Below are 22,849 nucleotides of genomic sequence, written 5' to 3'. Positions count from 1 at the left end.
CCTACACCGGTGAATCATTTCTCCACCATGAGGTTTATACCAGCCAGCATGGCCCTTCTGCTCTCTCTGCGGATGCCTTGCGCCGCCGAGACCTATCTCACATCGAGCCTCGAGGCCCAGGCCGGCTTCGAACAAAATCGCTGGACCGAATCCGGCAGTGGCGAGGGCTCTGCGTTCTGGCTGGCGGCGCCGGCCTTGGAATTGCTCCGGTTCGGTAACAAGACGGAGGCCGCGCTGGGCGCCGAGTACCGCGTGACCAGCTACTTCGAGGAAGGATTCGAGTACCGGGAGGAGCCTTCGGGCTACGGGCGCTGGCGCTATTTCGACGGCCCGTACGAGGCCGGCTTGACGGCCGGCGGCGGCCAGTACCGCGACCGCGCCCTGCCCGACGACGATTGCACATACTGGTACGCGCGGCCGTACGCGACCCGGACGCTGGCGCGCGCGCCCGCGGAATGGACACTCGGCGGAACGGTCCGGCAAACCTTCTATGACACGTCCGTTTACACGTCGGCCACCGACCGGGCGGACCTGCGGGTGGAACTGCGGCCCGGCTTGCGCTGGCACCTGTCCAATCGGGCGACGCTGTGGGCGGAGGGCTATGCCGAGTGGAACACGTCCGACGCGCCCGAGGCGGAGTACTCGGGCTTCGGCGCGGCCGCGGGCGGCCTCTGCCAGCTCTCGGCCCGATGGACTGCGGGGGCCTGGGCGGAAACGGGCACGCGGATCTATGACGTCGAGGTAGATGGGACCGAATGGCGGGACACTCCGTTCCGCGCCGGCATGTGGACCACGTGCCGTCTCCGACCCTGGCTGGAACTGCTGGCCTCTGTGGACGGGGAATCTTTCTCCAGCACGGTGGACGGCAACGACTACAGCTGGTGGCGCGCGGCAGCCGGCGTTCGCCTGGTATTTGAGCACGAGGCGGGCGCCCGCTGACACGGGGGCCAGGACTGATTCATAAGGAATCACAACCTGATGCAAACAGCGAAGAGCAAGGTCCGCGCAAAGCAGGGCCTGCGCTGGCCTCGGGGGCGAGGCCGCGCTACCCCGACAGCGAGGAGGCGGAACTCGGAGTAGCCCGCGACCGCCCTCGGTCGCAGGGCCGGCCGGCTCCGCGGACCCGGCCCCACAGGCTTCGCGAGCTGAGCCGTTGTGGAAAAGACACATCCCCTTCATGGCAGGAGGATTCACCGTCCTCGTGAATCAGTCCTGCACGGGGGGCCCGCTTGCCAATCCCCCCATTGCCCGCGGGCCGGAGTCAGAGTACAATGGGGCCATGCGCTGGCAGAAGACGAAGGAATGGATCAGCACGGGCTGGGCGCGGGCGTGGTTCGCGCTGACGCCGGAGGAGCGGAAGTTCATCGGCGGCATCCTGCTGATTTTCATCATCGGGCTGATCGCGCGCTACACGTACCTGAAGTCGGAAAAACCCGAGCCCTACACACCAGCCGGGCTGGAGAACACGCCATGAGCGAGAACTGCATCTTCTGCAAGATTATCCGGGGCGAAATACCGTCCACGCGCGTGTATGAGGATGAGCACACGCTGGCGTTCCTGGACATCGGGCCGCTGGTCAAGGGCCACACGCTGGTCATCCCGAAGCAGCACTTCGACTCGCTCCGGGACGCCGCCCCGGAGGCCGCCGCGCAGGTCATGGTCACGGCGCAGAAAATCGCGCGGGCGCAGTTGAACGGGCTGGGCGCCGACGGCGTCAATATTCACCAGGCCAACGGCCGGGTCGCGGGCCAGGTGGTCCCCCACCTGCACGTGCACGTGGTCCCGCGGTTCAAGGACGACGGCTACCACTGGAACTGGAAGGCCGGAAAATACGCCGCGCCTGATGAGGCGGCCGGCGTGGCGGAAAAAATACGGCAGGGATTGAAGCAGACCGCATGAAGAAACCGAGCTACGAGGACGTGCTTCAACAGATCGTGCGCGAGGATCCGCGCTACGACGCGCAGGCCTACGAGTTTCTGCGCGAGGCGCTGGATTTCACCATCAAGCTGCTGTCCAAGCCCACGGAGGGCCCGGCGCGGCACGTCACCGGCGGCGAACTGCTCGAGGGCATCCGCCAGTACGCGCTCCAGGAATTCGGGCCGATGGCGCTGACCGTGCTGAACCGCTGGGGCATCCGGCGCTGCGAGGACATCGGGGAAATGGTGTTCAACCTGGTCGAGAAGGGCATCCTCGGCAAGACCGAGCGGGACAAGAAGGAGGATTTTTCGGGCGGCTACGACTTCAAGCAGGCCTTCCGGGAGCCCTTCCTGGCCGGCGGCAAGGCCGACCTGCCCGCCCCGCCGGGGCGGGACAACTGAAATCATGGCCACGCGATTGCAGATTACCATCCTGCTGGCGCTCCTGGCCGGGCTGCCGGTGTCCCGGGCGGCGGAGCCGGGCGGCAACCCCGTGGACACCCTGCGCCGGGCCCATGAAGGATTGCGCCGGACGGTGCTGGACAACGGGATGGTGCTGCTGGTCAAGGAGGACCACAGCGCGCCGGTCGTGGCCATCCAGGTCTGGGTCGGCAGCGGGTCCATCCACGAGCAGGAATGGCTGGGCGCGGGCCTCTCGCACTTCGTCGAGCACATGATCTTCAAGGGGACCCCCACCCGCTCGCCGGGCGATATCAGCCGCCAGATCAGCGACGCGGGCGGGGACATCAACGCCTACACGGGATTCGACCGGACGGTCTTTCACGTGACGCTGCCCGCGAAGAACTGGACCGTCGGCCTCGACGTGCTCGCGGACGCCGTGATGAACGCCTCGTTCCCGGAGGAGGAGTGGGCCCGGGAGCGGGACGTGATCCTGCGCGAGTTCGCGATGCACCGCGACAATCCCGACCGGGAGGTCGGGCTGATGCTCTGGGCCAATGCCTTCCGGGTCCATCCGTACCGCATCCCGGTGATCGGCTACGAGGATGTGTTCAAGTCCACGACCCGGGACGATCTCGCGGCCTATTTCCGCCGGAACTACACGCCGGACAACATGATCGTGTCCATCGCGGGCGATATCGCCGCCGGCGAAGCCGAGCGGCGCGTACAAGAAACGTTTGCCGGATTCGCCCGCCGGGCCCGGGCCCCGGTCGGCCTGCCCACCGAACCGCCCCAGATTGCCCCCCGCTTCGAGCGAAGAACGGGGCCGTACGAGGTGACCCGGGTGCGCGTGGCCTGGCCCACCGTACCGATGAACCATCCGGACGCCGCCGCGCTCGACGTCCTGGCCGCCCTGATGGGACAGGGACGCAGTTCCCGCCTGACGGCGGATCTCGTGGAAAAGCGCAAGCTGGCCTTCGACTTGTCGGCCTGGTCGTACACGCCGCTCGACATCGGCCTGTTCGGGATCGGCGGCACCTGCGACCCGGCCCGCGAGACGGACCTGCTGAACGCCATCGAGGAGGATGTGGCCGGCTGGGCCGCCATGACCGTTCCGCCCGAAGACCTGGCCAAGGCCCGGCGGCAGGTCCTCGTCGGGGAACTCTCGTCGCTGGAGGACATGGCCGGGCAGGCGGCCAGTTTCGCCTCGGGCGAGTTCTACGCCGCCGACCCGCGCTTCAGCGAAAGGTATCTCCAGAGCGTGGAGCGGGTGGACGAGGCCGCGCTGCGCGACGTGGCGCGGCGCTACCTGGCGCCCGAGAAGAGAACCCTCGTCATCCTGGCCCCGGCCGGCGCCGGCGCCGCGGCCCAGGCTGTCGAGCCGCCCCGTCCCGGGTCCGACGTCGTGAAAATGGAATTGGCCGGCGGCATTCCGCTGATCGTACGGGAGGACCACCGCCTGCCGTTCGTGAACATCGCCGTCGTGCTTCGCGGCGGGCTGTTGAGCGAGGACGCGGAGCGCAACGGCATCACGCCGCTCATGGCGGAACTGCTGACCCGGGGCACCGCGTCGAGATCGTCCGGGGAAATCGCGCGGCAGGTGGAACAGCTGGGCGGCTCGCTCTCGGCCTTCTCCGGCTGGAACAGCTTCGGCCTGCAGGCGCGCGGCTTGAGCCAGGATGCCGCCGTGTTACTGGACCTCGCGGCGGAATGCCTGCTCCAGCCCTCCTTCGATCCGGCTGAACTCGACAAGCAGCGCGACCTGCAGAAGGCCGCCATCCGGCGTCAGCGCGAGCAACCCATGTACCGGGCGCAGGTGGCCCTCCAGGAAGCGCTGTTCCCGGGCCACCCTTACCGGCTCCCCGAGCTGGGCACGGAGGCCAGCGTGGACCGCATCGGCCGCGAAGACCTCGTCGCCCACCTCCGGAAGCTCGCCGTCTCCGGCAACCTGGCCCTCTCCGTGTTCGGCGATATCACCCCGGACGAGGCGCGCCGGCTCGCGGAAAAGGCGTTCGCGGGCCTTCCCCGGGGCCGGCCCCCCGAACCGCCCCCGCCCGCCGCCGCGCCGACGCTGCCGTCCCGCGCGGAAGCGCGCGAGCCCCGGGAGCAGGCCATTCTGCTCGTCGGCTATCCCGGCGTGGACGTCCGCGACCCGCGGTGCGACGCGCTGGCCGTGGTCCGCGATACCTTGAGCGGGCTCTCGTCCGACCTCGGGATCGAGGTCCGGGACCGCCGCGGCCTGGCCTATTTCGTCGGCGCCACCTCGCGGGAAGGCCTGCAGCCCGGCCTGTTCGCGCTGTACGCCGGGGTCAAGGAAGACACCGTAAAACAGGTCGAAGACCTGATGGCGGCCCAGGTCGAACGACTGGGCCGCGAGGGACCGAGACCGGAGGAATTGCAGCGGGCCGTGGAGCAACTGGTCGCCGGGCACCAGATGAGCCTGCAGAACAACGCGGGCCTGGCCCAGATGTGCGCCCTGCACGAACTGTACGGGCTCGGTTACCGGCACGCCTTCACGGCGGAGGAACGCTGGCGCGCCCTGACCGTCGGACAGGTGCGCGACGCCGTCGCTTCCCTGCTCCAGCCCGACCGCCAGGCGGTTTCCATCGTACTGCCCGAGGCGTCCCAACCCAGCGGAGAAAAACCATGAACGAACAACCACGCACCGGGGATATTCACAAGTCGCTGTTCATCCAGCTCGTCATGATGCTGGCCACGTCCGCCAGCCAGGCGATGGGCAAGCTCGTCAACCCGGCCACGAAAAAGGCCGAGGTAAACGTGGAGGCCGCCGAGGCCACCATCGACCTGCTGGACATGATCGAGGCCAAGACCAAGGGAAACCTCGACCGGGACGAGGAACGGCTGCTGAAGGACACGCTGATGTCCCTGAAACTGACCTTCGTGGAAACCCGGAACGCGGCGCCGGCTCCCGCGCCCGCCGAACCTCCCGCGCCCGCCCCGGCGCCGGAGTCGAAGGCGGAAGGCGGCAAGGATTCCCAGGAACCGCGGTTCCACAAGTCGTATTGAGCCGGCTCGGATGGTCTGTTCTGTAGTTCCGGCGCTCCGTCACCGGAAAAGACTCCGCCGGCAGAGCGGCGGAGCTACAGAAGACCGGATCGGGCCCCGCTTCAGCGCCGGATGTCCAGGTATACGGGATAGTGATCCGACGCGTGGTTCGGGTCCACGCCGGGCAGGGCCAGGATGTCGGCCGTGTTGACGCCTTTTTGAAGCACATGCGGCCTTCCCACCGTCCACGGCGGCTGGGTCACGCCGGGCGTGACGATGAACCGGTCGAAGGCCGCCGGCGGGAATTCCTTGGCGGGATCGCCGTACCGCGTGGGAATGGTGGCGCGCTCGGCCAGGGGTTGCCCCCTCCAGAGGTCCACCCAGTCGGCCAGCGGATCGAGCGTGGGATCGCGCGCGAATTCCCGCGAGTCCGGGTCGGTGTTCATGTCGCCCAGGACCAGTACCTCCCACCGGCGGTCCGGGCGGCTCCGGATGAAGGACTCGGCGTCCTCGCGCAGGAACCGCAGCGCGTGCCGGCGCTGCGCGTAATTGACCGTGGACGCCCCGCCGTAGTTGGACTTCAGGTGGACGGCGTAGACCAGCAACCCGAGCCCGGGCTCCAGTTCGAGCGTGAAGCTCAACAGCCCGCGCGGCGGGCTGTCCCGCCCGCGCAGGTAGCCGAAGTCCTGCTCGCGCAGCGCCTGGACCGGCAACCGTGAAAGCACGGCCAGGTTCAGCTTCTCCGGCCAGTCGGGCGCGCTTCGGATGCGAGTGATCGCGGCCACCGGGTACGGTCGGGGCAACGCCGCGTTGAGCAGGTTGAGCGATACCTCGTTCTCGATTTCCTGGATGACCAGGATATCGGGATCGATCTCGGCCACGAGGGCGGCCGCGGCTTTCGCCTGAATCTCCGCGTGCGGCGGGATGCGGGGCTCCTTGTCGTTCACGCCGTCCGTAAAGTTCTCGATATTGTAGCTCGCGACGCGAAAGGCCTCGCCGACCGGAACGGTCGCGCCGCGGTCGTACTTCACGATGCGCGGCGGCTCCATGGGCGCGTCCCCGTACAGCCGGCGAAACCCGGCCGCCCGGCTGTTCGCCGCCATGACCGTCACCAGCGCCCAGACCACCGCGAAGTATCGTTTCATGGGGATCACTTCCTTAAAAGGTCACGGTAAACAGGGGGACCCGCATTTCCTCGGCGGACATGCCTCCGTGGTTGCCCCGCTTGAACTTCGACGGCATCCCCGGCGGCGTGGTGTTGAAGGCGTACCCGTCCCGGGCGATGAGGACGTAGTCCCCCACGCGCTGGGCCAGCGCCGGGTGATCGCGGCCCGGGCCGAAGAATCCGCGCTTCACCAGGTACTCGCCCTCGACGCAGTAGCAGGCCCTCCGCAGTCGGGTCCGCACCAGCGACCGGAAGGCTTTCACCTTTGACGGGCGCACGAAGCAAGAGACCTCGCGGGCGTCGCCCGAGGGCAACACGGCCAGGCCGTCGTAAAACCCCGGCACGCTCCGCAACTCGATGCACTTTTCCGGCGGGGTATCGACCAGCCCGTGATCGGCCGTGATGGCGAGGGCCGTGCCCGTGCCGCGGAGCCGCCCGCCGAGGTCCGCCAGGGTGCGGTCGAGGGCGGCCATGTGGGCAAAGGTCTTCGGGTGAAAGCAGCCCCACTCGTGGCAGAGGGAATCGAGGCCGGGCCAGTAGGCATAGGCCAGCCCGCGGCCGGGCGCCCGCGCGAACGCGGTCACGTGCCGGACGAGGCCGTTCAGCGTCGTGCAGGCGACGGTCTCGTGCCAGCGCAGGCCGGCGCGGGAGTAGCGGCTGTCCGGGATGTCGCCGTAGGAAATCAGGGTGCGCCGGCCGGGCACGGTCGCCAGGTGGGACGGCAGGCGCATGTATTCCTTCAGGGGGAAATCCGGCCCCATCATGGGCATGCCGGTGCGCGTGGTGCCGATGAGGATCGTGCTGACCATGCCCAGGTCCGGGAGATGCAGGTGCCAGCCCAGCACGCCGTGCGCGCGGGGCGGCGCACCGGTCGCGAAGGTCGTCACGGCCGCGGCCGTGGTGGCGGGGAAGACGGTGGAGATGACCGAGCGCGGCTGCGTTCCGAAAAACGGGCTGCGCCGGACGCGGCCGAGATACCACCGGAGTTGATGCTCCCCCAGCCCGTCCAGCACCAGGTAGACCGCGCGGCGCGCCCGGCGAAACACCCCGGCGGGAAAGCCGCGCAGGCCCGCGTACGGCGAGCGCCCGCCCCGCGCCCGGATCAGGCTGGCCAGCAGGTTGACGATGCTGTTTCCGCGGTATTCCGGGGCGTACAACCCGCGCAGGACGCCTTGTTCGATCAGGGCCATGGCGGGCTACTATAGGCCCGCCCGCGCCCATTCTCAAGGGCCGGCTTTTTTCGGCTGGTTTTGAGGGCCGCGATGTTGTTTCATGCGCAAGGAAGGAGCGGGAATTTCATGAGTCGATGCCTGGTTACCGGGGCGGCGGGTTTCATCGGGTCGCATCTGTGCGAGGCCCTCCTGGAACAGGGCCACGACGTGGTCGGCCTGGACGCCTTCATCCCCTACTATCCCCGCCCGATCAAGGAAACCCACCTCGCGAACGCGCGCCGGAACCCCCGCTTCACGTTCCACGAACTGGACCTGCGCACCGCCGACCTGGCCGCGGCCGTGGACGGCTGCGAGGTCGTCTTCCACGAGGCCGCCATGCCCGGCCTGATGAAGAGCTGGAGCCACCTGGACCTCTATGCCTCCTGCAACCTGACCGGCACCCAGCGGCTGCTCGAGGCGGCCCGCGAGGCGCACGTGTCGCATTTCATCCACGTGTCCACGTCCAGCGTGTACGGGCGCGAGGCGACGGGCCCGGAGAACTCCATCCTGCGGCCCTGCTCGCCCTACGGCATCACGAAGCTCGCGGCCGAACATCTCTGCCGGACGTACGCGGACAGTTTCGGCCTGCCCCTGACCATCCTCCGGTATTTTTCCGTCTACGGCCCGCGCCAGCGCCCGGACATGGCCTACCACATCCTGATCCGCTGCCTGCTGAAGGGCGAGCCCTTCACCCTCTACGGGGTCGGGGATCAAACCCGGAGCAACACCTACGTGGCGGACTGCGTTCGGGCGACCCTGCTGGTCATGGAGCAGCGCGACAAGGCCCTGGGCGAGACCTTCAATGTCGGCGGCGGGCAGGTCGTGTCGCTCAACGAAGTCGTCTCGCTGCTGGAGGAACTGACCGGCCGCGCGCTGGACATCCGGCGCGAACCCGCCCGGCCGGGCGACCAGAAGCACACGGCGGCGGACATCGCCCGCATCGCGTCCATGCTAGGCTACCGACCCTCGACGCCCGTGCGGGAAGGCCTGCAGGCGCAACTGGCCTGGCAGAAGCAGTCGATTTAAGCGCGGGTCTTCTGGATCAGCGCCGCATCCGCCAGCACCAGGGCGGCCATCGCTTCGACGATGGGCACCGCCCGCGGCACGACGCACGGGTCGTGCCGGCCGGCCGCTTCCAGCACCACCGGCCGCCCGTCGAAATCCACCGTCCGCTGCGGCGTCCCGATGGTCGCGGGCGGCTTGAACGCCACGCGAAACATGATGGGTTCGCCGTTGGAGATCCCGCCCTGCACGCCCCCGCTGCGGTTGGTCGCGGTGCCGAGGCGCCCGTTCTTCATGACGAAGGGGTCGTTGTGCTCCGATCCGCGCATCCGGGCCCCGGCAAAGCCGGAGCCGATTTCGAAGCCCTTGGTCGCGGGAATGGACAGCATGGCCTGCGCCAGCCGCGCCTCCAGCTTGCCGAAGACGGGTTCGCCCCAGCCCGCCGGAACGCCCCGGCACACGGCCGTGATCACCCCGCCGGTCGAGTCCCTCGCCTCGCGCGCGGCCCGGATGGCCTCCGCCATTTTCTCCGCCGCGGCCGGATCGGGGCACCGGGTCGGGTGCGCATCCACGTCCCGCCGCGTCAGCGCGCGGCCGGCCAGGTCGGGCGCGTCGACGGGCCCCACGGCGCTGACCCAGGCCACGATGTCCACGCCGAACTGTTCCCGCAGCCACTTCTCCGCGATGGCGCCGGCCGCCACGCGGCCGATCGTCTCGCGCGCGCTGGAGCGGCCGCCGCCGCTGGACGCCCGGATGCCGTACTTGGCCTGGTAGGTCCAGTCGGCATGCGACGGACGGGGGATGCGGCTCATGTCCGAGTAATCGCCCGGCCGCTGGTCCCGGTTCGGAACCAGCAAGCCGATCGGGGTGCCCAGCGTGAGCCCGTTTTCCACGCCGGAAAGTATGCTGACCCTGTCGCTCTCCTCGCGCGGCGTCGACAGGTCGCTCTGCCCCGGGCGCCGGCGGTCCAGTTGCGCCTGGATATCGGCCTCGGCCAGGGCCAGCCGGGGCGGGCAGCCGTCCACGACCGCCCCCACGCCCTTCCCGTGCGACTCGCCGAACGTGGTCACCCTGAAGATCGCGCCGAACGTGCTGGACATAACCGGATTCCTTTCCTTCCGGGCCCAGCATAAATCGGGGGCGGGACGGATGCAACCTTGCCGTCGCGCGGGCTTGACGCTCCCGCGGAAAAGTTCGATGCTGGCCCGTGTCCAACGCACAGCATCGGAGAAACCCATGAAGAAACACCCCGGGCGCGGCAGGGCGGGTTTTACGCTGATTGAAATCCTGGTCGTGGTGCTGATCATCACGATCCTGGCCGGCCTCGTCGGGGTCAACATCCTGCACAAGCCCGGCGAGGCGCGCGTCTCGGCGGCGCGCATGCAGCTCCAGCAGCTGAAGACCGCCGTGCAGCTCTACCGGGCCGAGCAGGGTGCCGTGCCGACCCAGGAGCAGGGCCTGGAAGCGCTCGTGTCCCGGCCGTCCCGCGAGCCAATGCCCCGCAACTATCCCGACGGCGGATACCTGGACTCCGTCAAGGTTCCCGAGGATCCCTGGGGCCGCGAGTACCTCTACCTCGCGCCCGGACGCCGCAACGAACTCTTCGAGATCATCAGTTACGGCGGCGACGGCGAGCCCGGCGGCAGCGGCGAGGCCGGGGATCTCACGAGTTCCGACCTGCAATGAACTCGGCGTCACGCGGGGGCTTTACCTTCGTGGAGATCGTCGTCGCGCTGCTGGTCGCCGCGCTCCTGGTCCACGTCGCCGCCCGCTCGCTGGCCACCGTATTCCGGGCCGACCGCGCCTCCGCGCGCCTGCTGGAAGGCCGGCTGCTGCTGCGGCAGGCGGCCGCGGCCCGCTACCTGGGCGCGGTCCTGGAGGATCGCCCGGAAGACTGGCCGGCCGGCTGGAGCTTGCAGTCCGAAGAGATCCTGACCGGCGCCGAACCCGACGTGTGGCGATGGAAAGTCCTGCGCTGTTTCACGGAGGGCCTCGCCCTCACCGCGGCCTTCCGGGAATCCTGAAGCCCTCGAAAGAGGCTGGCTATCCCGGCCCCGGGAAGTGCCGTTCGACCAGGCGCTTCAACTCCTCGTGAAGGCGCCCGTTGGTGCACAGGTACCGCAGGTGGACCGGGCTGAATTGCCGGAGCGTTTCGGTCCGCCCGCCGGCTCGGCGGACCACCAGGCCGGCGGCGGCCACATCCCACAGGTAGATGCTCGACTCGAAGTAGCCGTCGGACCGCCCGCAGGCCACATGGCAAAGGTCCACGGCCGCCGCCCCCATGAGCCGTACTTTCTGCGCCCGGACGGCGATCTCCGCCAGGAAGTCCAGCGCGGCCGGGTTGGAGCCCATGTGCTTGGAAAGACCGGTCAGGATCATCGCGTCCGACAGCGACGCCGTATCCGACACCCGGATCGCCGCCCCATTCCGCTCGGCCGGCCCTTCGCAGGTGGCCGTGTAGAGTTCGTCCAGTTCCGGGACCAGCACGGCGCCGGCCAGGGTTTCATCGCCCTGGAGGACGGCCACGGACGAACACCACAGCGGCATGCCGTGGGAGAAATTCACGGTTCCGTCGATGGGATCGATGACCCAGACCGGGGCGCCGTCCCCTCCGCCCGAGCCGCCTTCCTCCCCCATCACGCGGGCGTGTGGAAAGACGCGGGCAATCACGGCTTCGGCTTCGCGTTGGCACTCCAGATCCAGGGCCAGTTTGACGTCGTGGGCGGAGCGTTCGACCGTTTCGGTCCGGCGGCGCCGGTTTTCCAGCGCGTGGCGGCCCGCGGCGCGGACGGCCGCCACGGCGGTTTCCAGCCACCGATCCAGCGGGAAGGAATCCGTCATGGCGCGTTCAGGGCCGTGCAAGGAACCACTCAACGGTACGCCGCAGGCCTTCCTCGAAGGGCACCTTCGGCTTCCAACCAAGCCGGGACTGGGCGAGGGCGGAATCGGCCTGCGAGTCGTGCACGTCCCCGGCCCGCGTCGCCTCGTAGAGGGGCTCGATGCTCTTGCCCATGATCTGCTTCAGCCGGGAGACGAGTTCCCGCAGCGAAATGCGGTTGCCCCAGGCCACGTTGTAGGCCGCCCCGGCGGCATCGAGCGGAGCGCTGCAGCAACAGAGGTTCGCCGACACCACGTCCTCCACGAACGTGAAATCCCGCGTTTGCATGCCATCCCCGTAAATCACGGGGGCCTGGTCGTGATGCAGAGCGTCGATGAAACGGGGAATCACCGCCGAGTACTGCGAGGAGGGATCCTGGCGCGGGCCGAAGACATTGAAGTACCGGAGGGAAAACGTCGCCAGCCCGAATAACTCCGTGAAGATGCTGCCGTAGTGCTCCCCCGCCAGCTTGGACAGCGCGTACGGGGAGCGCGGGCTCGGCAGCATGTCTTCCCGCTTGGGCAGGACCTTCGTGTCTCCGTAGACGGAGGACGAGGAGGAAAACACCACCCGCTCTACCTTGGCGTCGCGGGCCGCCAGGAGCAGGTTGAGCGTGCCGGCGACGTTGACCTCGTTGGTGGCGACGGGATCCCGGACCGACCGGGCCACGGAGGGCAAGGCGGCGGCGTGCAGCACGTATCGCACGCCCCGGACCGCGCCCTTGACCGCCTCCGCGTCGCGGAGATCGCCCAGGATGAACTCGATGCTCGACTCCACGTCCTCGAGGTTCTCCCGGTGGCCGGTGGAAAGGTTGTCGAACACCCGGACACGGCGGCCCTGCCCGACCAACGCCCTCACGAGGTTCGAGCCGATGAATCCGCCGCCGCCGGTCACCAGGTATTCTGCGCTCATGCGTTGCCCACTCTTTCCGGATCAAAGTCCCATCTTGATGTAGCTCTTCGGGAAGGCCGTCAGCCAGACCTGGAACCAGATCTGGTCGTCGTCGTCCAACTCCACCCTCCGGTAGCCGGTGCCGATCCCCAGGCAGGAGGTCTTGTGCTCGATGAAGTACGCCTGTTCCTCGAGCTCGCTGGTTTCGATGTCATACCGCATGTACAACCGGAAGGACCACGGGTCGTACGGGAAAAGCCGCAGGTCCGTCGCCACCTGGTTCCGCTTGTCCAGCCGGTAAAGGTACTGCACGGAAAGCCGGCTGGCGTCCTCGAGATCCAGCAGGGCGGCCTCCACGCGGGCCTCCGTGATCTCCGATTCGTACGGGTCGTAGGTCACCCACGCATCGATGGGCAGCCAGTCGACCAGCCGCAACCGGGCGTCAAAATCCACGTTGCTGAAGTCGTTTTCGCCGGGATAGGGATCGAGCCGGTAGGTGCTGAACACGCCGACATCGAGGAAGTCATGAATGGTCAGCCCGCTGTTCTGCGGGAGCAGGAGGTCCGTTACGCTGGAATCCGGCGGCTCCACGGGCACGACCTGCCCCGTGCGGCGCTTGGACTGCAGCTTGTTGCGGACGCCGAAGTAGATGTCGTGCCGACGGTCCAGTTCGTCCACCGCGTCGAACTGCGGCAGCTCAAAGAATCGCAGGTTCGGCTCGGGAACGTAGGTGTGTTTCGCGTACGGCTCGACGACGTGCCGGAGCCCCTGGAAATCGCGGCCAATCGGGCTCTCGTGGAGCACCTTGAACGCCTTGAACGACACCTCCACGCCCGTCTCGTACAGGTTTCGAAGCCCGGCGCTTTCCTTCACCAGTTCCTCGACCGTGTTCGTCGCGCCCACGATGACGCCGTTGGTGTCCGTGAGGGCCACCGTGTTCGTGACGTAGGCCGTCTCGTAGGTGGTGGAATAGTAGGTGGCCCGGTAGCCGCCGCGCGGGGTGATCGTCAGGAATCCGAAGTGCCGGGTCGGCCAGTACAGCATGTGGCTGGAGTCGAGCCGGATGGCGTCGTAGTTGTTGGTCTCGAAGCCCTCGGGATACTCCAGTTCCAGCCACGCCGCCCCGTTATAGGTCTCGTAGTAGAAGGGCGTGTCCCCGAGTTGCATCCGCGGGACGTCCAGCCGGGCCTCGGGCAGGCGGTTGACGTTTGCGAAGAAATCGTTCAGCCGCTTGTTCACGGACAGGGAGGCCGTGTACCGGTCGCCGCGGTGGATCAGCGAGACGCGGTTCTCCGGCAGGGAGCGGAGGCGGAACTCCTCGTTGAAGAACTCCTCGATCACGCGGGGATCGCTCAAGTAGTTCAACTCGGTGACCAGGGTGTCCCGCGTCCCCAGGCTGCGCACGTCCGAGAGGCGCAGGCGGTAGCGGTCGCTGTCCACCAGTTCGCCCCACTCCTCCTCTTCCTCCTCGTCCTTGAACGGCTTCTGGTCGTCGGCGTAATACACCGTCACCAGGCCGCGCGGCGTGGTCCCGGCCTTGCCCCAGATGAAGTCCTGCCCGCCGGCCCAGCCGCGCTCGCTGCGGTAATCGATGTGCGTGGAGGACAGCAGGTTGGACGAGACGGGGAACGTGTAGGCGGACAGCAGGAAGTATCCCGAACGGCCGCTGCGCCCGGGCACGAACTCCCAGCCCATGCTGTCCAGCCGCTTGGACAGGAACGGCGTGTAGAGGATGGGCAGCGGCCCCAGGAAGATCCAGACGCCCTTCGCGCGCAACCGGATGTCGTCGATGATCTTCGCCTCCCTCATTTTCATGAAGACCAGCGGGCGCTCGCCTTCGCACGTGGTGAAGACGGCCTTCTTCATCACGAACTCGTTGGAGGACACCTGCCGGGATTCCTTGGCGCGTATGTAATAGGGATCGGCGAAGTACTCGAAGGTGCCGAAATCGCCGAGGCGGGTCTTGAAGTTGTACTTCAGCTTCTCCCCCCGCCACAGGCTGCCCGAACGCTCCAGCACGACGTTGCCCTGCGCCACGGCGTCCTGCGTGTCGGTCCGGTACGTCACGTGGTCCGCCCGCAGCACGTCGGCCTCGCGCACGATCACGACATTCCCCCGGCCGGTCAGAAGCCGCTTCGCGGACTCGTATTCCAACTGGTCGGCGTGGATCTCGGCGCCGCCGACCTCGGCCGACTGTTTCTCGGCCGCCCCCGCCGCGGGCCCCGCGGCCGCCAATAGGCTGGCGGCCACGATCCCCCTCCAACGGCCCGCTATGTTTCGGCGCATTATCGGCTGCTCCTGAATCGGGCGCACGCTACCATACCCCCGGTCGTGAGCCAAGGAGTTTCTCGCTTAAATGGGCGGCCGGCATCATCTGCCGGGTTGCCTTGCCCGGCCCGTTTCCCTATGCTGACCGGCGGTTCGGGTGGGATCCCCATGAACGAGAAGAGAGTCCTGCAGATCCTGGCGGCGGGCATGGCGCTGGCGGTCCTCGCGCTGCTGACGGGCTGCGAAGTGCGACGCCCGCCCCGCGTGGTCCGGATGGCCCGCCCCACAATCTCCATTCACGACGCGGTCCGGCGCGACCATCGCGAGGAACTGGCGCTCAACCGCGCCGTCGGCGTGGACGTCAACCTCCGCGACCTGCAAGGCGCCACGCCCCTCCATGTCGCGGCGGAACTCGGGCGGGAGGCCGCCGCCGACCTCCTGATCGCCTGGGGCGCCGACGTCAACGCGCAGGATGCGCACGGCCGGACCCCCATGCACCTGGCCGCTTCCGCGGGCCAGGCCGGCATCGAGCGCCTGCTGATCGCCGCGAGCGCCAATGTCAACGCCAACGATGCCGAGGGCCTCACGCCCGTCCTGACCGCGCACCTGCAGAACCGCAAGGAGGTCTTCGACCTTCTGATTTCAGCCGGCGCGGAGTTCGATTTTGCCCCGGAGGTGGAGGAGTGGGTTCCCGCCCCGGCGGCCGCCGCCGGCCCCGCCGCGCCCGCCCCGTCCCCCGCCGCGCGCCGCACGGGAGGCTCGTTCCGCATCTGGACCAGCGCCTCGTCGGCGCAGATCGAGGCGGAATTCGTGGATATCGTCACGGACACCGTCGTGCTGCGCAGCCCCCAGAACGAGCTCTTTCGCATCCCCATCACCCGCCTCACGCGCGAGGACCAGATCCTGGCGCGGCAAATGAGCGGCGCCGCCCCGCCCCGGCTGGTGCGGAGAACATCCCCCGCGCCCGACAGGCCCGGCCGGACCTCGGCCGACTCGCTCGGCCCGCGGATCGGCAAACAAAACGGATGGACCCTTCTTGAAAACTGCCGCCTCGAGCACAACGACTCCAACGACGGCGACTCGTTGCACATCAGCCACCAGGGCAAGGAGTACATCTTCCGCCTCTATTACGTGGACGCGCCCGAAACCAGCCTGAACTTCCCCCAGCGCGTCGAGGATCAGGGTCGCTACTTCAACCTGAAGGCGGAGGAGGCGCTGAACATCGGCCACAAGGCCGCCCGCTTCACGACGCAGGCGCTGGCCGGCAAGCCGCTGACCATCGCGACCAAGTGGGAGGACGCGCGGGGCCAGAGCGCGCTGCCGCGGTATTACGCGTTCATCACCACGGACGCCGGGGATCTGGACGAAATGCTGGTCGCGGAAGGCCTGGCCCGGATCTACGGCATGCCCATCAGCAGCAGCCTAGGCGACCAGAAGCGCCAGAACCTCAAGAGGCTGGAAAGCAAGGCCCGGCAAGGCCGTCACGGCGCATGGAACAAGTCCAAGTCCGGAGAAGAAACGGAAGCGATTTGAGGCCGGGCGCTATCCCACGCGGGCAAAGCCGCGCTTGCCGCACCGGATCACGACCCCGTCGGGAACCTCTACCGCGGCCTTCGGATCGGAGACCTTAACGTCCGCCACCCGCACGGCGCCCTGCTGCACTAACCGCCGCGCCTCGCTGTTGCTCGAGGCCAGGCCCGCCTTGACCAGCAGGGCGACGATATTCATCCGGCCGTCCGGGCGGTCGGCCGCTTCCAGCCGCACCGTCGGAATATCCGCGGGGACCTGGTCCTGCGAAAAGACCTTGGCGAACTCCTCGGACGCCGCCCGGGCCGCGCCGGCCCCGTGGAACTTGGCGACGACCTCCTGCGCGATCCCGTCCTTCACCTGCCGGGGATGCCGGCGGCCGGCCTGCACGTCCTTCTTCAGCGCCTCGATTTCCGCCTCGGGCCGGCACAGCACCAGGGACAGATAGCGCCACATGAGTTCGTCACTGACGGACATCATCTTGCCGAAGATTTCCTTCGGCGGCTCGGTCACCCCGATGTAGTTACCGAGGCTCTTGCTCATCTTGTTGACGCCGTCGAGACCTTCGAGCAAAGGCAGCGTCATGGCGATCTGCGGTTCCTGGCCGAACACCTTCTGCAATTCGCGGCCGAGCAGGAGGTTGAACAGCTGGTCCGTGCCGCCCAGCTCCACGTCGGCCTTCACCATCACCGAATCGTACGCCTGGACCAGCGGGTACAGGAACTCGACCAGGGAAATCGGCTGCTGGGCTGCGTAACGCTTCCCGAAATCGTCCCGGGCCAGCATCTGGGCCACGGTGACGTGCGCGGAAAGCCGGATGACATCCTCGAACGTCATCGGGGAGAGCCATTCGGAATTGAAGCGCGTTTCCGTGCGCGCCGGGTCCAGGATCTTGAACACCTGTTCCTGGTAGCTCTTCGCGTTTTCCCGGACCTGTTCCCGGGAGAGCGCTTTCCGGGTCTGGGACTTGCCCGACGGGTCGCCGATCATGCCTGTGAAATCGCCGATGATGAAGACCACGGTGTGGCCCTGGTCCTGGAATTCGCGCAGCTTATTCAGACCCACCACGTGGCCCAGGTGGATGTCCGGCGCGGACGGATCGGCCCCGTATTTCACGCGCAGCGGCCGGTGCTCTTTCCGGGCGCGCTCCAGGCGAATGCGAAGTTCGTCCGCGGAATGGAGATCCACGGTCCGGGAGGCCAGCACGTGGAACGATGGATCGATGGATGGAGGCATGACCGGTATGGGGTATCAGTTTCTCGAGCGATGGTACGGATTTACGCCCGGAAATGAAGCGAAAAAAACGCCGGCGGCTTGACCGCCGGCGTTTCCTGGGCTTTCCCTGCAGACAGGTCAGGACCCGGACTCGGGCGCCTCCTCCTTCTTCTCGCCCGGGCGCCACTCCTCCGCGGTCTGGCCGGCCACGCCCAGAGCGGCGTCGAAGGCGCCCGCGAGATCCACCAGGTCTTCGCCCGGCCGCAGGCCTTCCAGCATCGAATCGTCCACCTTGAACTCGTCGTCGGCGAGTTGGGCGGCCTTGATCGAGAGGCCGATCCGGCGCTCGACCGGGTCCACCTTGATCACGCGGGCCTCGACCTCCTGGCCGGGCTGCAACACGTCGCGCACCTTCTGGATGTGCTGGTCGCTGACCTGGCTGATGTGTACCAGGCCCTCTACGTTCTCCTCGATCTCCACGAAGGCGCCGAAGGACGCCAGCTTGGTGACCTTGCCCTTGACCTTCTGGCCCACTTGGTACCGCGAGGAAATACCGGTCCACGGGTCTTCCTGCGCCTGCTTGAGGCCCAGGCTGATCCGCTGGTTCACGGCATCGACTTCGAGCACGACGGCCTCGACCTCGTCGCCCTTCTTGAGGACTTCCGAGGGGTGGTTGATCTTGCGGGTCCAGGACATGTCGGAGACGTGGATCATGCCGTCCACGCCCTCCTCCAACTGGACGAAGGCGCCGTAGTTGGTGAAGTTGCGGACCACCCCCTTGACGCGGGCGCCGATGGCGTAATGCTGGGCCACCAGGTCCCACGGGTTGGCCTCGGTCTGCCGGATGCCGAGCGAGATCTTCTGCTCGTCCTTGTTGATATTCAACACGACGGCTTCGACCATGTCGTCGACATTGAGCACATCCGAGGCGCGCACGACACGCTTGGTCCAGGACATCTCGGAGACGTGCACCAGGCCCTCGACGCCCTCCTCGACCTGGACGAACGCGCCGTACGGGACCAGCTTGACCACCTTGCCACGGATGCGGGTACCGATCGGGTACTTGGCCTCGATGTCGTCCCACGGATTCGGGAGGCGCTGCTTGAGGCCCAGGGAAATGCGCTCCTTCTCCAGATTGACGTCGAGCACGGTGACTTCGACTTCCTGGCCGACCGCGAGCATTTCCGAGGGGTGGTTGAGGCGGCCCCAGCTCATATCGGTGATATGGAGCAGGCCGTCCATGCCGTTCAGGTCGATGAACGCGCCGAAGTCGGTGATATTCTTGACCATGCCCTTGCGCACCTGGCCGGGCTGGATCTCGGTAAGCAGCTTCTTCTTCTGTTCGCGCCGGCGCTCCTCGAGCAGTTCGCGGCGGGACAGCACAACATTGCGGCGTTCCTTGTTGATCTTGAGAATCTTGAATTCCAGCTTCTTGCCGAGCAGCTCGTCCGGGTTGCGGACGGGCAGCACGTCGACCTGGGATCCCGGCAGGAACGCGTCCACGCCGATATCCACGATCAGGCCGCCCTTGACCCGGCCCTTGACCGTGCCCTCGAGGATGGAGCCCTCTTCGCAGGTGTCCACCACGCGGTTCCAGGTGCGTTGCTGTTCGGCGCGCTTCTTGCTCAACACGACCATGCCGTCGTCGTCCTCGAGCTTCTCGAGGAGCACTTCGACCTGGTCCCCCGCCTTGACATCCTCGGCCGTCCCGAACTCGTACAGGGGAATGCAGCCTTCGGACTTGTAGCCGATGTCCACGAGGACTTCCGTCGGCCGGACTTCCAGGACCTTGCCGTTGACGATCGAGCCCTCGTTGAATTCCTTGAGGGTGTCTTCGTACATCTTGGAGGCATCGGCCTGCTCGTCGCCTTCGAGTTTTTGAAGGTCGACATCCATCTTCTGCTTCTGAACCTTGGTTTTTTCCATGTTGCTAACGGTTAGGGTTCCGGGCGTATCCTGCTGCTTCGGCCCCGCGAAACCGCCCCTTCATTTCGCGGGCAATTGATTCGGGGACCACGGATTACACGGATGCGCAGATCTCCATCCGGTCATCCGATTCATCCGTGTCCACCGCGGTTCATGCTTTAAAAAAAGGGGCTGTCCGGTTTCCACCGAACAGCCCCGTGAAATAATAAACCCGGCGACGTGCTACTCTCCCATGGCCGATTACCACAGTACCATCGCCGCTGAGGAGCTTAACGATCGTGTTCGGAATGGGAACGGGTGTTTCCTCCTCGCCATGGTCGCCGGGAAAAACTCTAAAAGAACAATGCATAGAGAGAGGGTGGCGGTCCCCCTGCATGGGAGGGCCACCCGAAGTACGTAAAAAAATGGTCAAGCTAATAGGCTGATTAGGACTGGTTAGCTCAACTCCTCGCGGAGCGTACACACCCAGCCTATCAAGGTCGTGGTCTTCAACCGGCCTATATCCCGGAGACTTGCGCCCCCGGAAATTGACATCTTATCTTGGAGACGGCTTGGCGCTTAGATGCTTTCAGCGCTTATCCATTCCGCACATAGCTACCCGGCGATGCCCCTGGCGGGACAACCGGAACACCAGCGGTGCGTCATTCCCGGTCCTCTCGTACTAAGGAATGTTCTCCTCAAATGTCATGCGCCCACAGTGGATAAAGACCGAACTGTCTCACGACGTTCTGAACCCAGCTCGCGTACCGCTTTAATTGGCGAACAGCCAAACCCTTGGGACCTTCTACAGCCCCAGGATGCGATGAGCCGACATCGAGGTGCCAAACCGCCGCGTCGATATGGACTCTTGGCGGCGATCAGCCTGTTATCCCCGGAGTACCTTTTGTCCGTTGAGCGATGGCGCTACCACTTGCAACCACCGGATCACTTAAGCCTGCTTTCGCACCTGCTCGACTTGTTAGTCTCGCAGTTAAGCTCCCTTCTACTTATACGCTCTACGCACGATTGCCGACCGTGCTGAGGGAACCTTCGCGCTCCTCCGTTATTCTTTTGGAGGAAACCGCCCCAGTCAAACTGACCCTCTGACACTGTCCCCCGCCCGGTTTCACGGGACACGGTTAGAATTCCGGTTAATAAAGACTGGTATTTCACTGTTGGCTCCACCTGAGCTGACGCCCAAGCTTCGCAGCCTCCCAGCTATGCTACACATCATCAACCAAAACCCAATATCAGATTACAGTAAAGGTTCACAGGGTCTTTCCGTCCTACTGCGGGTATCCGGCATTTGCACCGGAATTACAATTTCACCGAGATCCTCGTTGAGACAGCGCTCAGATCGTTACACGATTCGTGCAGGTCGGAACTTACCCGACAAGGAATTTCGCTACCTTAGGACCGTTATAGTTACGGCCGACATTCACCGGGGCTTCAGTTCAAAGCGTCGCCTTGCGGCTAACCTCTCACCTTAACCTTACGGCATTGGTCACGTGTCACACCCTATACATCCTCTTGCGAGTTAGCAGAGTGCTGTGTTTTTGATAAACAGTCGCCTGAGCTCTTTCACTGCGCCTCCAGCGGGCTTCTCTGTTACGATGACCCCTTGGAGGACCCCTTCTTCCGAAGTTACGGGGCTAGATTGCCGAGTTCCTTAACGAGGTTTCTCTCGCGCGCCTGGGTATTTTCTACCCTCCCACCTGTGTCGGTTTGCGATACGGTTACCTGCCTGGCTCGCTAGAAGGTCTTTCCTGGCAGTCTAGCATCGGTTGATCCGCCCCCGCTCGCGCGGGAACGTCCCGTCACCTTTCGGAGTTGCCCCGGCGGATTTGCCAACCGGAACCTCCTACGGGCTTGGACCATCACTTCCAATCGATGGCCAACCTAGCTTCCTGCGTCCCTCCATCGCTCGAACGCCAAGCCGGTAGTACAGGAATATTAAACCTGTTACCCATCCCCTACGCCTTTCGGCCTCGGGTTAGGGACCGACTAACCCTGGGTGGACGAACCTTCCCCAGGAAATCTTGGGATTTCGGCGGTCCGAATTCTCATCGGACTTGTCGTTACTCATGTCCGCATAATCACTTGTGTGCAGTCCATCTCCGGTTACCCTCGGACTTCAATCCGCACACAACGCTCCTCTACCACTGGCAGCGCTCCGAAGAGCGCCGTCAATCCGCGGCTTCGGCAGCAGGTTTTAGTCCCGATCATTTTCGGCGCGAGATCACTCGACTAGTCAGCTGTTACGCACTGTTTAAATGATGGCTGCCTCTAAGCCAACATCCTAGCTGTCTTAGCAATCTCACATCCTTACGCACTTAACCTGCTTCGGGGGCCTTAGCCGGCGGTCTGGGCTTTTTCCCTCTTGACAACGGAGCTTATCCCCCGCTGTCTACCTCCACGCGTGTCTGCGCCGGTATTCGGAGTTTGATTGGCGTCGGAATCCCGGTAAGGACCCTAGTCCATTCAGTGCTCTACCTCCGGCACGAGCAATCGCGCAGGCTAACCCTAAAGTTATTTCGAGGAGAACCAGCTATCACCGAGTTTGGTAAGTCTTTCGCTCCAACCCACAGCTCATCCAAGGATTTTTCAACATCCACTAGTTCGGACCTCCACGAGGTGTTACCCTCGTTTCATCCTGGCCATGGGTAGCTCACACGGCTTCGGGTCTACGGCATCCGACTAGACGCGCATTTCGCACTCGCTTTCGCTACGGTTGCGTCGCTGTCGCGACTTAACCTCGCCGGATAACGTAACTCGCGGACTCATTATGCAAAAGGCAAGCGGCCACCCCGACACCCGCCTTGCGGCGGGGCAGGGCTACCACAGCTTGTAAGCGTATGGTTTCAGGTACTATTTCACTCCCTTAAAAAGGGTTCTTTTCACCTTTCCCTCACGGTACTGGTTCACTATCGGTCATCAGCAAGTATTTAGCCTTGGAAGGTGGACCTTCCGGATTCAAGCAGGGTTTCACGTGTCCCGCTCTACTTGGGATACTCCTAGAGCCGTTTCGGATTTCGAGTACGGGCCTGTCACCCTCTCTGGCGGTTCTTTCCAGAACCTTCCTCTATCCGTCCCGGTCTCATATCGGAGTCCCGCAACCCCCCGCGGTAAACCGCGGGGTTTGGGCTGTTCCCCTTTCGCTCGCCACTACTCAGGGAATCGCTTGCGCTTTCTTTTCCTCGGGGTACTGAGATGTTTCACTTCCCCCGGTATTGCCCTGAAGCCCTATTTTATTCGAGCTCCAGTATCCCGACATGACTCGGGATGGGTTTCCCCATTCGGACATCTCCGGATCAATGCGTGTTTGCCGCTCCCCGGAGCTTATCGCAGCTTGCTACGTCCTTCATCGCCTGCTGATGCCAAGGCATCCACCATGCGCCCTTTTGAGCTTGACCAAAATTCATTGGTCACATCCCCTTCTTCCCGCCGCTTGCGCGCCGGGTCGTCG

General features: G+C 65.6%; 18 protein-coding genes and 2 rRNA genes. 10 read left to right on the top strand and 10 right to left on the bottom strand.

Features of this window, described 5'->3' with window-relative positions; all coding sequences use genetic code 11:
• The first annotated feature begins 48 nt into the window (after positions 1 to 48).
• From KA248_05140 to KA248_05115, 6 genes are all read left to right on the top strand, one after another.
• Entirely contained in the window at positions 49 to 939 is an 891-nt protein-coding gene (locus KA248_05140) for a hypothetical protein (GenBank protein MBP7829281.1), read from the top strand.
• 340 nt (positions 940 to 1,279) lie between these two features.
• Positions 1,280 to 1,474, top strand: a complete 195-nt coding sequence (locus KA248_05135) for a hypothetical protein (GenBank protein MBP7829280.1) — start codon at positions 1,280 to 1,282, stop codon at positions 1,472 to 1,474.
• A complete protein-coding gene (locus tag KA248_05130; GenBank protein ID MBP7829279.1) occupies positions 1,471 to 1,899 on the top strand; it encodes an HIT family protein in 429 nt (142 codons plus the stop codon). Before KA248_05135 ends, KA248_05130 begins: the two co-directional genes overlap by 4 nt.
• A complete protein-coding gene (locus KA248_05125) occupies positions 1,896 to 2,318 on the top strand; it encodes a hypothetical protein (GenBank protein MBP7829278.1) in 423 nt (140 codons plus the stop codon). Before KA248_05130 ends, KA248_05125 begins: the two co-directional genes overlap by 4 nt.
• 4 nt (positions 2,319 to 2,322) lie before the next feature.
• Complete coding sequence (locus KA248_05120) at positions 2,323 to 4,965, top strand: insulinase family protein (GenBank protein ID MBP7829277.1); 2,643 nt, start codon at positions 2,323 to 2,325, stop codon at positions 4,963 to 4,965.
• Positions 4,962 to 5,342: a DUF1844 domain-containing protein gene (locus KA248_05115; protein ID MBP7829276.1), complete on the top strand. Its 381-nt coding sequence runs from the start codon at positions 4,962 to 4,964 to the stop codon at positions 5,340 to 5,342. The genes KA248_05120 and KA248_05115 overlap by 4 nt, the downstream gene beginning before the upstream one ends.
• A gap of 101 nt (positions 5,343 to 5,443) precedes the next feature.
• Here KA248_05115 and KA248_05110 read toward each other — a convergent pair whose 3' ends face one another.
• Positions 5,444 to 6,466 carry an endonuclease/exonuclease/phosphatase family protein gene (locus tag KA248_05110; protein MBP7829275.1) on the bottom strand — a complete coding sequence of 341 codons (1,023 nt, stop codon included), beginning with the start codon at positions 6,464 to 6,466 and terminating at the stop codon, positions 5,444 to 5,446.
• Between the two features lie 13 nt (positions 6,467 to 6,479).
• Positions 6,480 to 7,676 carry an alkaline phosphatase family protein gene (locus KA248_05105; protein MBP7829274.1) on the bottom strand — a complete coding sequence of 399 codons (1,197 nt, stop codon included), beginning with the start codon at positions 7,674 to 7,676 and terminating at the stop codon, positions 6,480 to 6,482.
• Positions 7,677 to 7,784: 108 nt separating this feature from the next.
• Here KA248_05105 and KA248_05100 point away from each other — a divergent pair, with 108 nt between their 5' ends.
• On the top strand, positions 7,785 to 8,723 hold the full coding sequence (locus KA248_05100) for an NAD-dependent epimerase/dehydratase family protein (protein ID MBP7829273.1): 939 nt from the start codon (positions 7,785 to 7,787) through the stop codon (positions 8,721 to 8,723).
• Here KA248_05100 and aroC read toward each other — a convergent pair.
• Positions 8,720 to 9,799 carry a chorismate synthase gene (aroC, locus tag KA248_05095; protein ID MBP7829272.1) on the bottom strand — a complete coding sequence of 360 codons (1,080 nt, stop codon included), beginning with the start codon at positions 9,797 to 9,799 and terminating at the stop codon, positions 8,720 to 8,722. The genes KA248_05100 and aroC overlap by 4 nt on opposite strands.
• Positions 9,800 to 9,935: 136 nt before the next feature.
• Here aroC and gspG point away from each other — a divergent pair, with 136 nt between their 5' ends.
• Positions 9,936 to 10,385 (top strand): type II secretion system major pseudopilin GspG, encoded by a 450-nt coding sequence (gene gspG / locus KA248_05090; GenBank protein ID MBP7829271.1) that lies wholly within the window; start codon positions 9,936 to 9,938, stop codon positions 10,383 to 10,385.
• Positions 10,382 to 10,723, top strand: coding sequence for a hypothetical protein (locus KA248_05085; GenBank protein ID MBP7829270.1), 342 nt, complete (start codon positions 10,382 to 10,384; stop codon positions 10,721 to 10,723). Before gspG ends, KA248_05085 begins: the two co-directional genes overlap by 4 nt.
• A 19-nt stretch (positions 10,724 to 10,742) precedes the next feature.
• Here KA248_05085 and KA248_05080 read toward each other — a convergent pair whose 3' ends face one another.
• From KA248_05080 to KA248_05070, 3 genes are read right to left on the bottom strand one after another with little or no spacing between them, the layout of a single operon-like run.
• Positions 10,743 to 11,540, bottom strand: a complete 798-nt coding sequence (locus KA248_05080; protein MBP7829269.1) for an inositol monophosphatase — start codon at positions 11,538 to 11,540, stop codon at positions 10,743 to 10,745.
• Between the two features lie 7 nt (positions 11,541 to 11,547).
• Positions 11,548 to 12,489 (bottom strand): SDR family oxidoreductase, encoded by a 942-nt coding sequence (locus KA248_05075; protein MBP7829268.1) that lies wholly within the window; start codon positions 12,487 to 12,489, stop codon positions 11,548 to 11,550.
• 21 nt (positions 12,490 to 12,510) lie between these two features.
• The gene (locus KA248_05070; GenBank protein MBP7829267.1) at positions 12,511 to 14,718 is read right to left on the bottom strand and encodes an LPS-assembly protein LptD; all 2,208 of its coding nucleotides are present in this window, start codon (positions 14,716 to 14,718) and stop codon (positions 12,511 to 12,513) included.
• Positions 14,719 to 14,904: 186 nt separating this feature from the next.
• Between KA248_05070 and KA248_05065 the strand changes: the two genes are divergently transcribed.
• Complete coding sequence (locus tag KA248_05065) at positions 14,905 to 16,269, top strand: ankyrin repeat domain-containing protein (GenBank protein MBP7829266.1); 1,365 nt, start codon at positions 14,905 to 14,907, stop codon at positions 16,267 to 16,269.
• A 9-nt stretch (positions 16,270 to 16,278) separates the two neighbouring features.
• Here the strand turns inward: KA248_05065 and KA248_05060 are convergent, their stop codons facing one another.
• The 4 genes from KA248_05060 to KA248_05045 form a co-directional block, all read right to left on the bottom strand.
• Entirely contained in the window at positions 16,279 to 17,499 is a 1,221-nt protein-coding gene (locus KA248_05060) for a tyrosine--tRNA ligase (GenBank protein MBP7829265.1), read from the bottom strand.
• Between the two features lie 117 nt (positions 17,500 to 17,616).
• A complete protein-coding gene (locus KA248_05055) occupies positions 17,617 to 19,404 on the bottom strand; it encodes a 30S ribosomal protein S1 (GenBank protein ID MBP7829264.1) in 1,788 nt (595 codons plus the stop codon).
• 209 nt (positions 19,405 to 19,613) lie between these two features.
• Positions 19,614 to 19,729: ribosomal RNA gene (gene rrf / locus KA248_05050) — 5S ribosomal RNA — on the bottom strand.
• Positions 19,730 to 19,808: 79 nt separating this feature from the next.
• Positions 19,809 to 22,796: ribosomal RNA gene (locus KA248_05045) — 23S ribosomal RNA — on the bottom strand.
• Positions 22,797 to 22,849: the final 53 nt, after the last annotated feature.

Source organism: Kiritimatiellia bacterium (genome assembly GCA_018001225.1).
Lineage (GTDB): Bacteria > Verrucomicrobiota > Kiritimatiellia > CAIQIC01 > JAGNIJ01 > JAGNIJ01.
Note: the sequence above shows the minus strand (reverse complement) of the source record. Positions and strands in the feature narration are given on the sequence as shown.

Bases quoted from the DNA above. Each gene is read 5' to 3' on its own strand.
- KA248_05115 (MBP7829276.1), top strand. From the start codon at position 4,962: ATGAACGAACAACCACGCACCGGGGATATTCACAAGTCGCTGTTCATC.
- gspG (MBP7829271.1), top strand. From the start codon at position 9,936: ATGAAGAAACACCCCGGGCGCGGCAGGGCGGGTTTTACGCTGATTGAA.
- KA248_05120 (MBP7829277.1), top strand. From the start codon at position 2,323: ATGGCCACGCGATTGCAGATTACCATCCTGCTGGCGCTCCTGGCCGGG.
- KA248_05060 (MBP7829265.1), bottom strand. From the start codon at position 17,499: ATGCCTCCATCCATCGATCCATCGTTCCACGTGCTGGCCTCCCGGACC.
- KA248_05085 (MBP7829270.1), top strand. From the start codon at position 10,382: ATGAACTCGGCGTCACGCGGGGGCTTTACCTTCGTGGAGATCGTCGTC.
- aroC (MBP7829272.1), bottom strand. From the start codon at position 9,799: ATGTCCAGCACGTTCGGCGCGATCTTCAGGGTGACCACGTTCGGCGAG.
- KA248_05065 (MBP7829266.1), top strand. From the start codon at position 14,905: ATGAACGAGAAGAGAGTCCTGCAGATCCTGGCGGCGGGCATGGCGCTG.
- KA248_05135 (MBP7829280.1), top strand. From the start codon at position 1,280: ATGCGCTGGCAGAAGACGAAGGAATGGATCAGCACGGGCTGGGCGCGG.
- KA248_05140 (MBP7829281.1), top strand. From the start codon at position 49: ATGGCCCTTCTGCTCTCTCTGCGGATGCCTTGCGCCGCCGAGACCTAT.
- KA248_05125 (MBP7829278.1), top strand. From the start codon at position 1,896: ATGAAGAAACCGAGCTACGAGGACGTGCTTCAACAGATCGTGCGCGAG.
- KA248_05055 (MBP7829264.1), bottom strand. From the start codon at position 19,404: ATGGAAAAAACCAAGGTTCAGAAGCAGAAGATGGATGTCGACCTTCAA.
- KA248_05110 (MBP7829275.1), bottom strand. From the start codon at position 6,466: ATGAAACGATACTTCGCGGTGGTCTGGGCGCTGGTGACGGTCATGGCG.
- KA248_05130 (MBP7829279.1), top strand. From the start codon at position 1,471: ATGAGCGAGAACTGCATCTTCTGCAAGATTATCCGGGGCGAAATACCG.
- KA248_05075 (MBP7829268.1), bottom strand. From the start codon at position 12,489: ATGAGCGCAGAATACCTGGTGACCGGCGGCGGCGGATTCATCGGCTCG.
- KA248_05100 (MBP7829273.1), top strand. From the start codon at position 7,785: ATGAGTCGATGCCTGGTTACCGGGGCGGCGGGTTTCATCGGGTCGCAT.
- KA248_05105 (MBP7829274.1), bottom strand. From the start codon at position 7,676: ATGGCCCTGATCGAACAAGGCGTCCTGCGCGGGTTGTACGCCCCGGAA.
- KA248_05080 (MBP7829269.1), bottom strand. From the start codon at position 11,540: ATGACGGATTCCTTCCCGCTGGATCGGTGGCTGGAAACCGCCGTGGCG.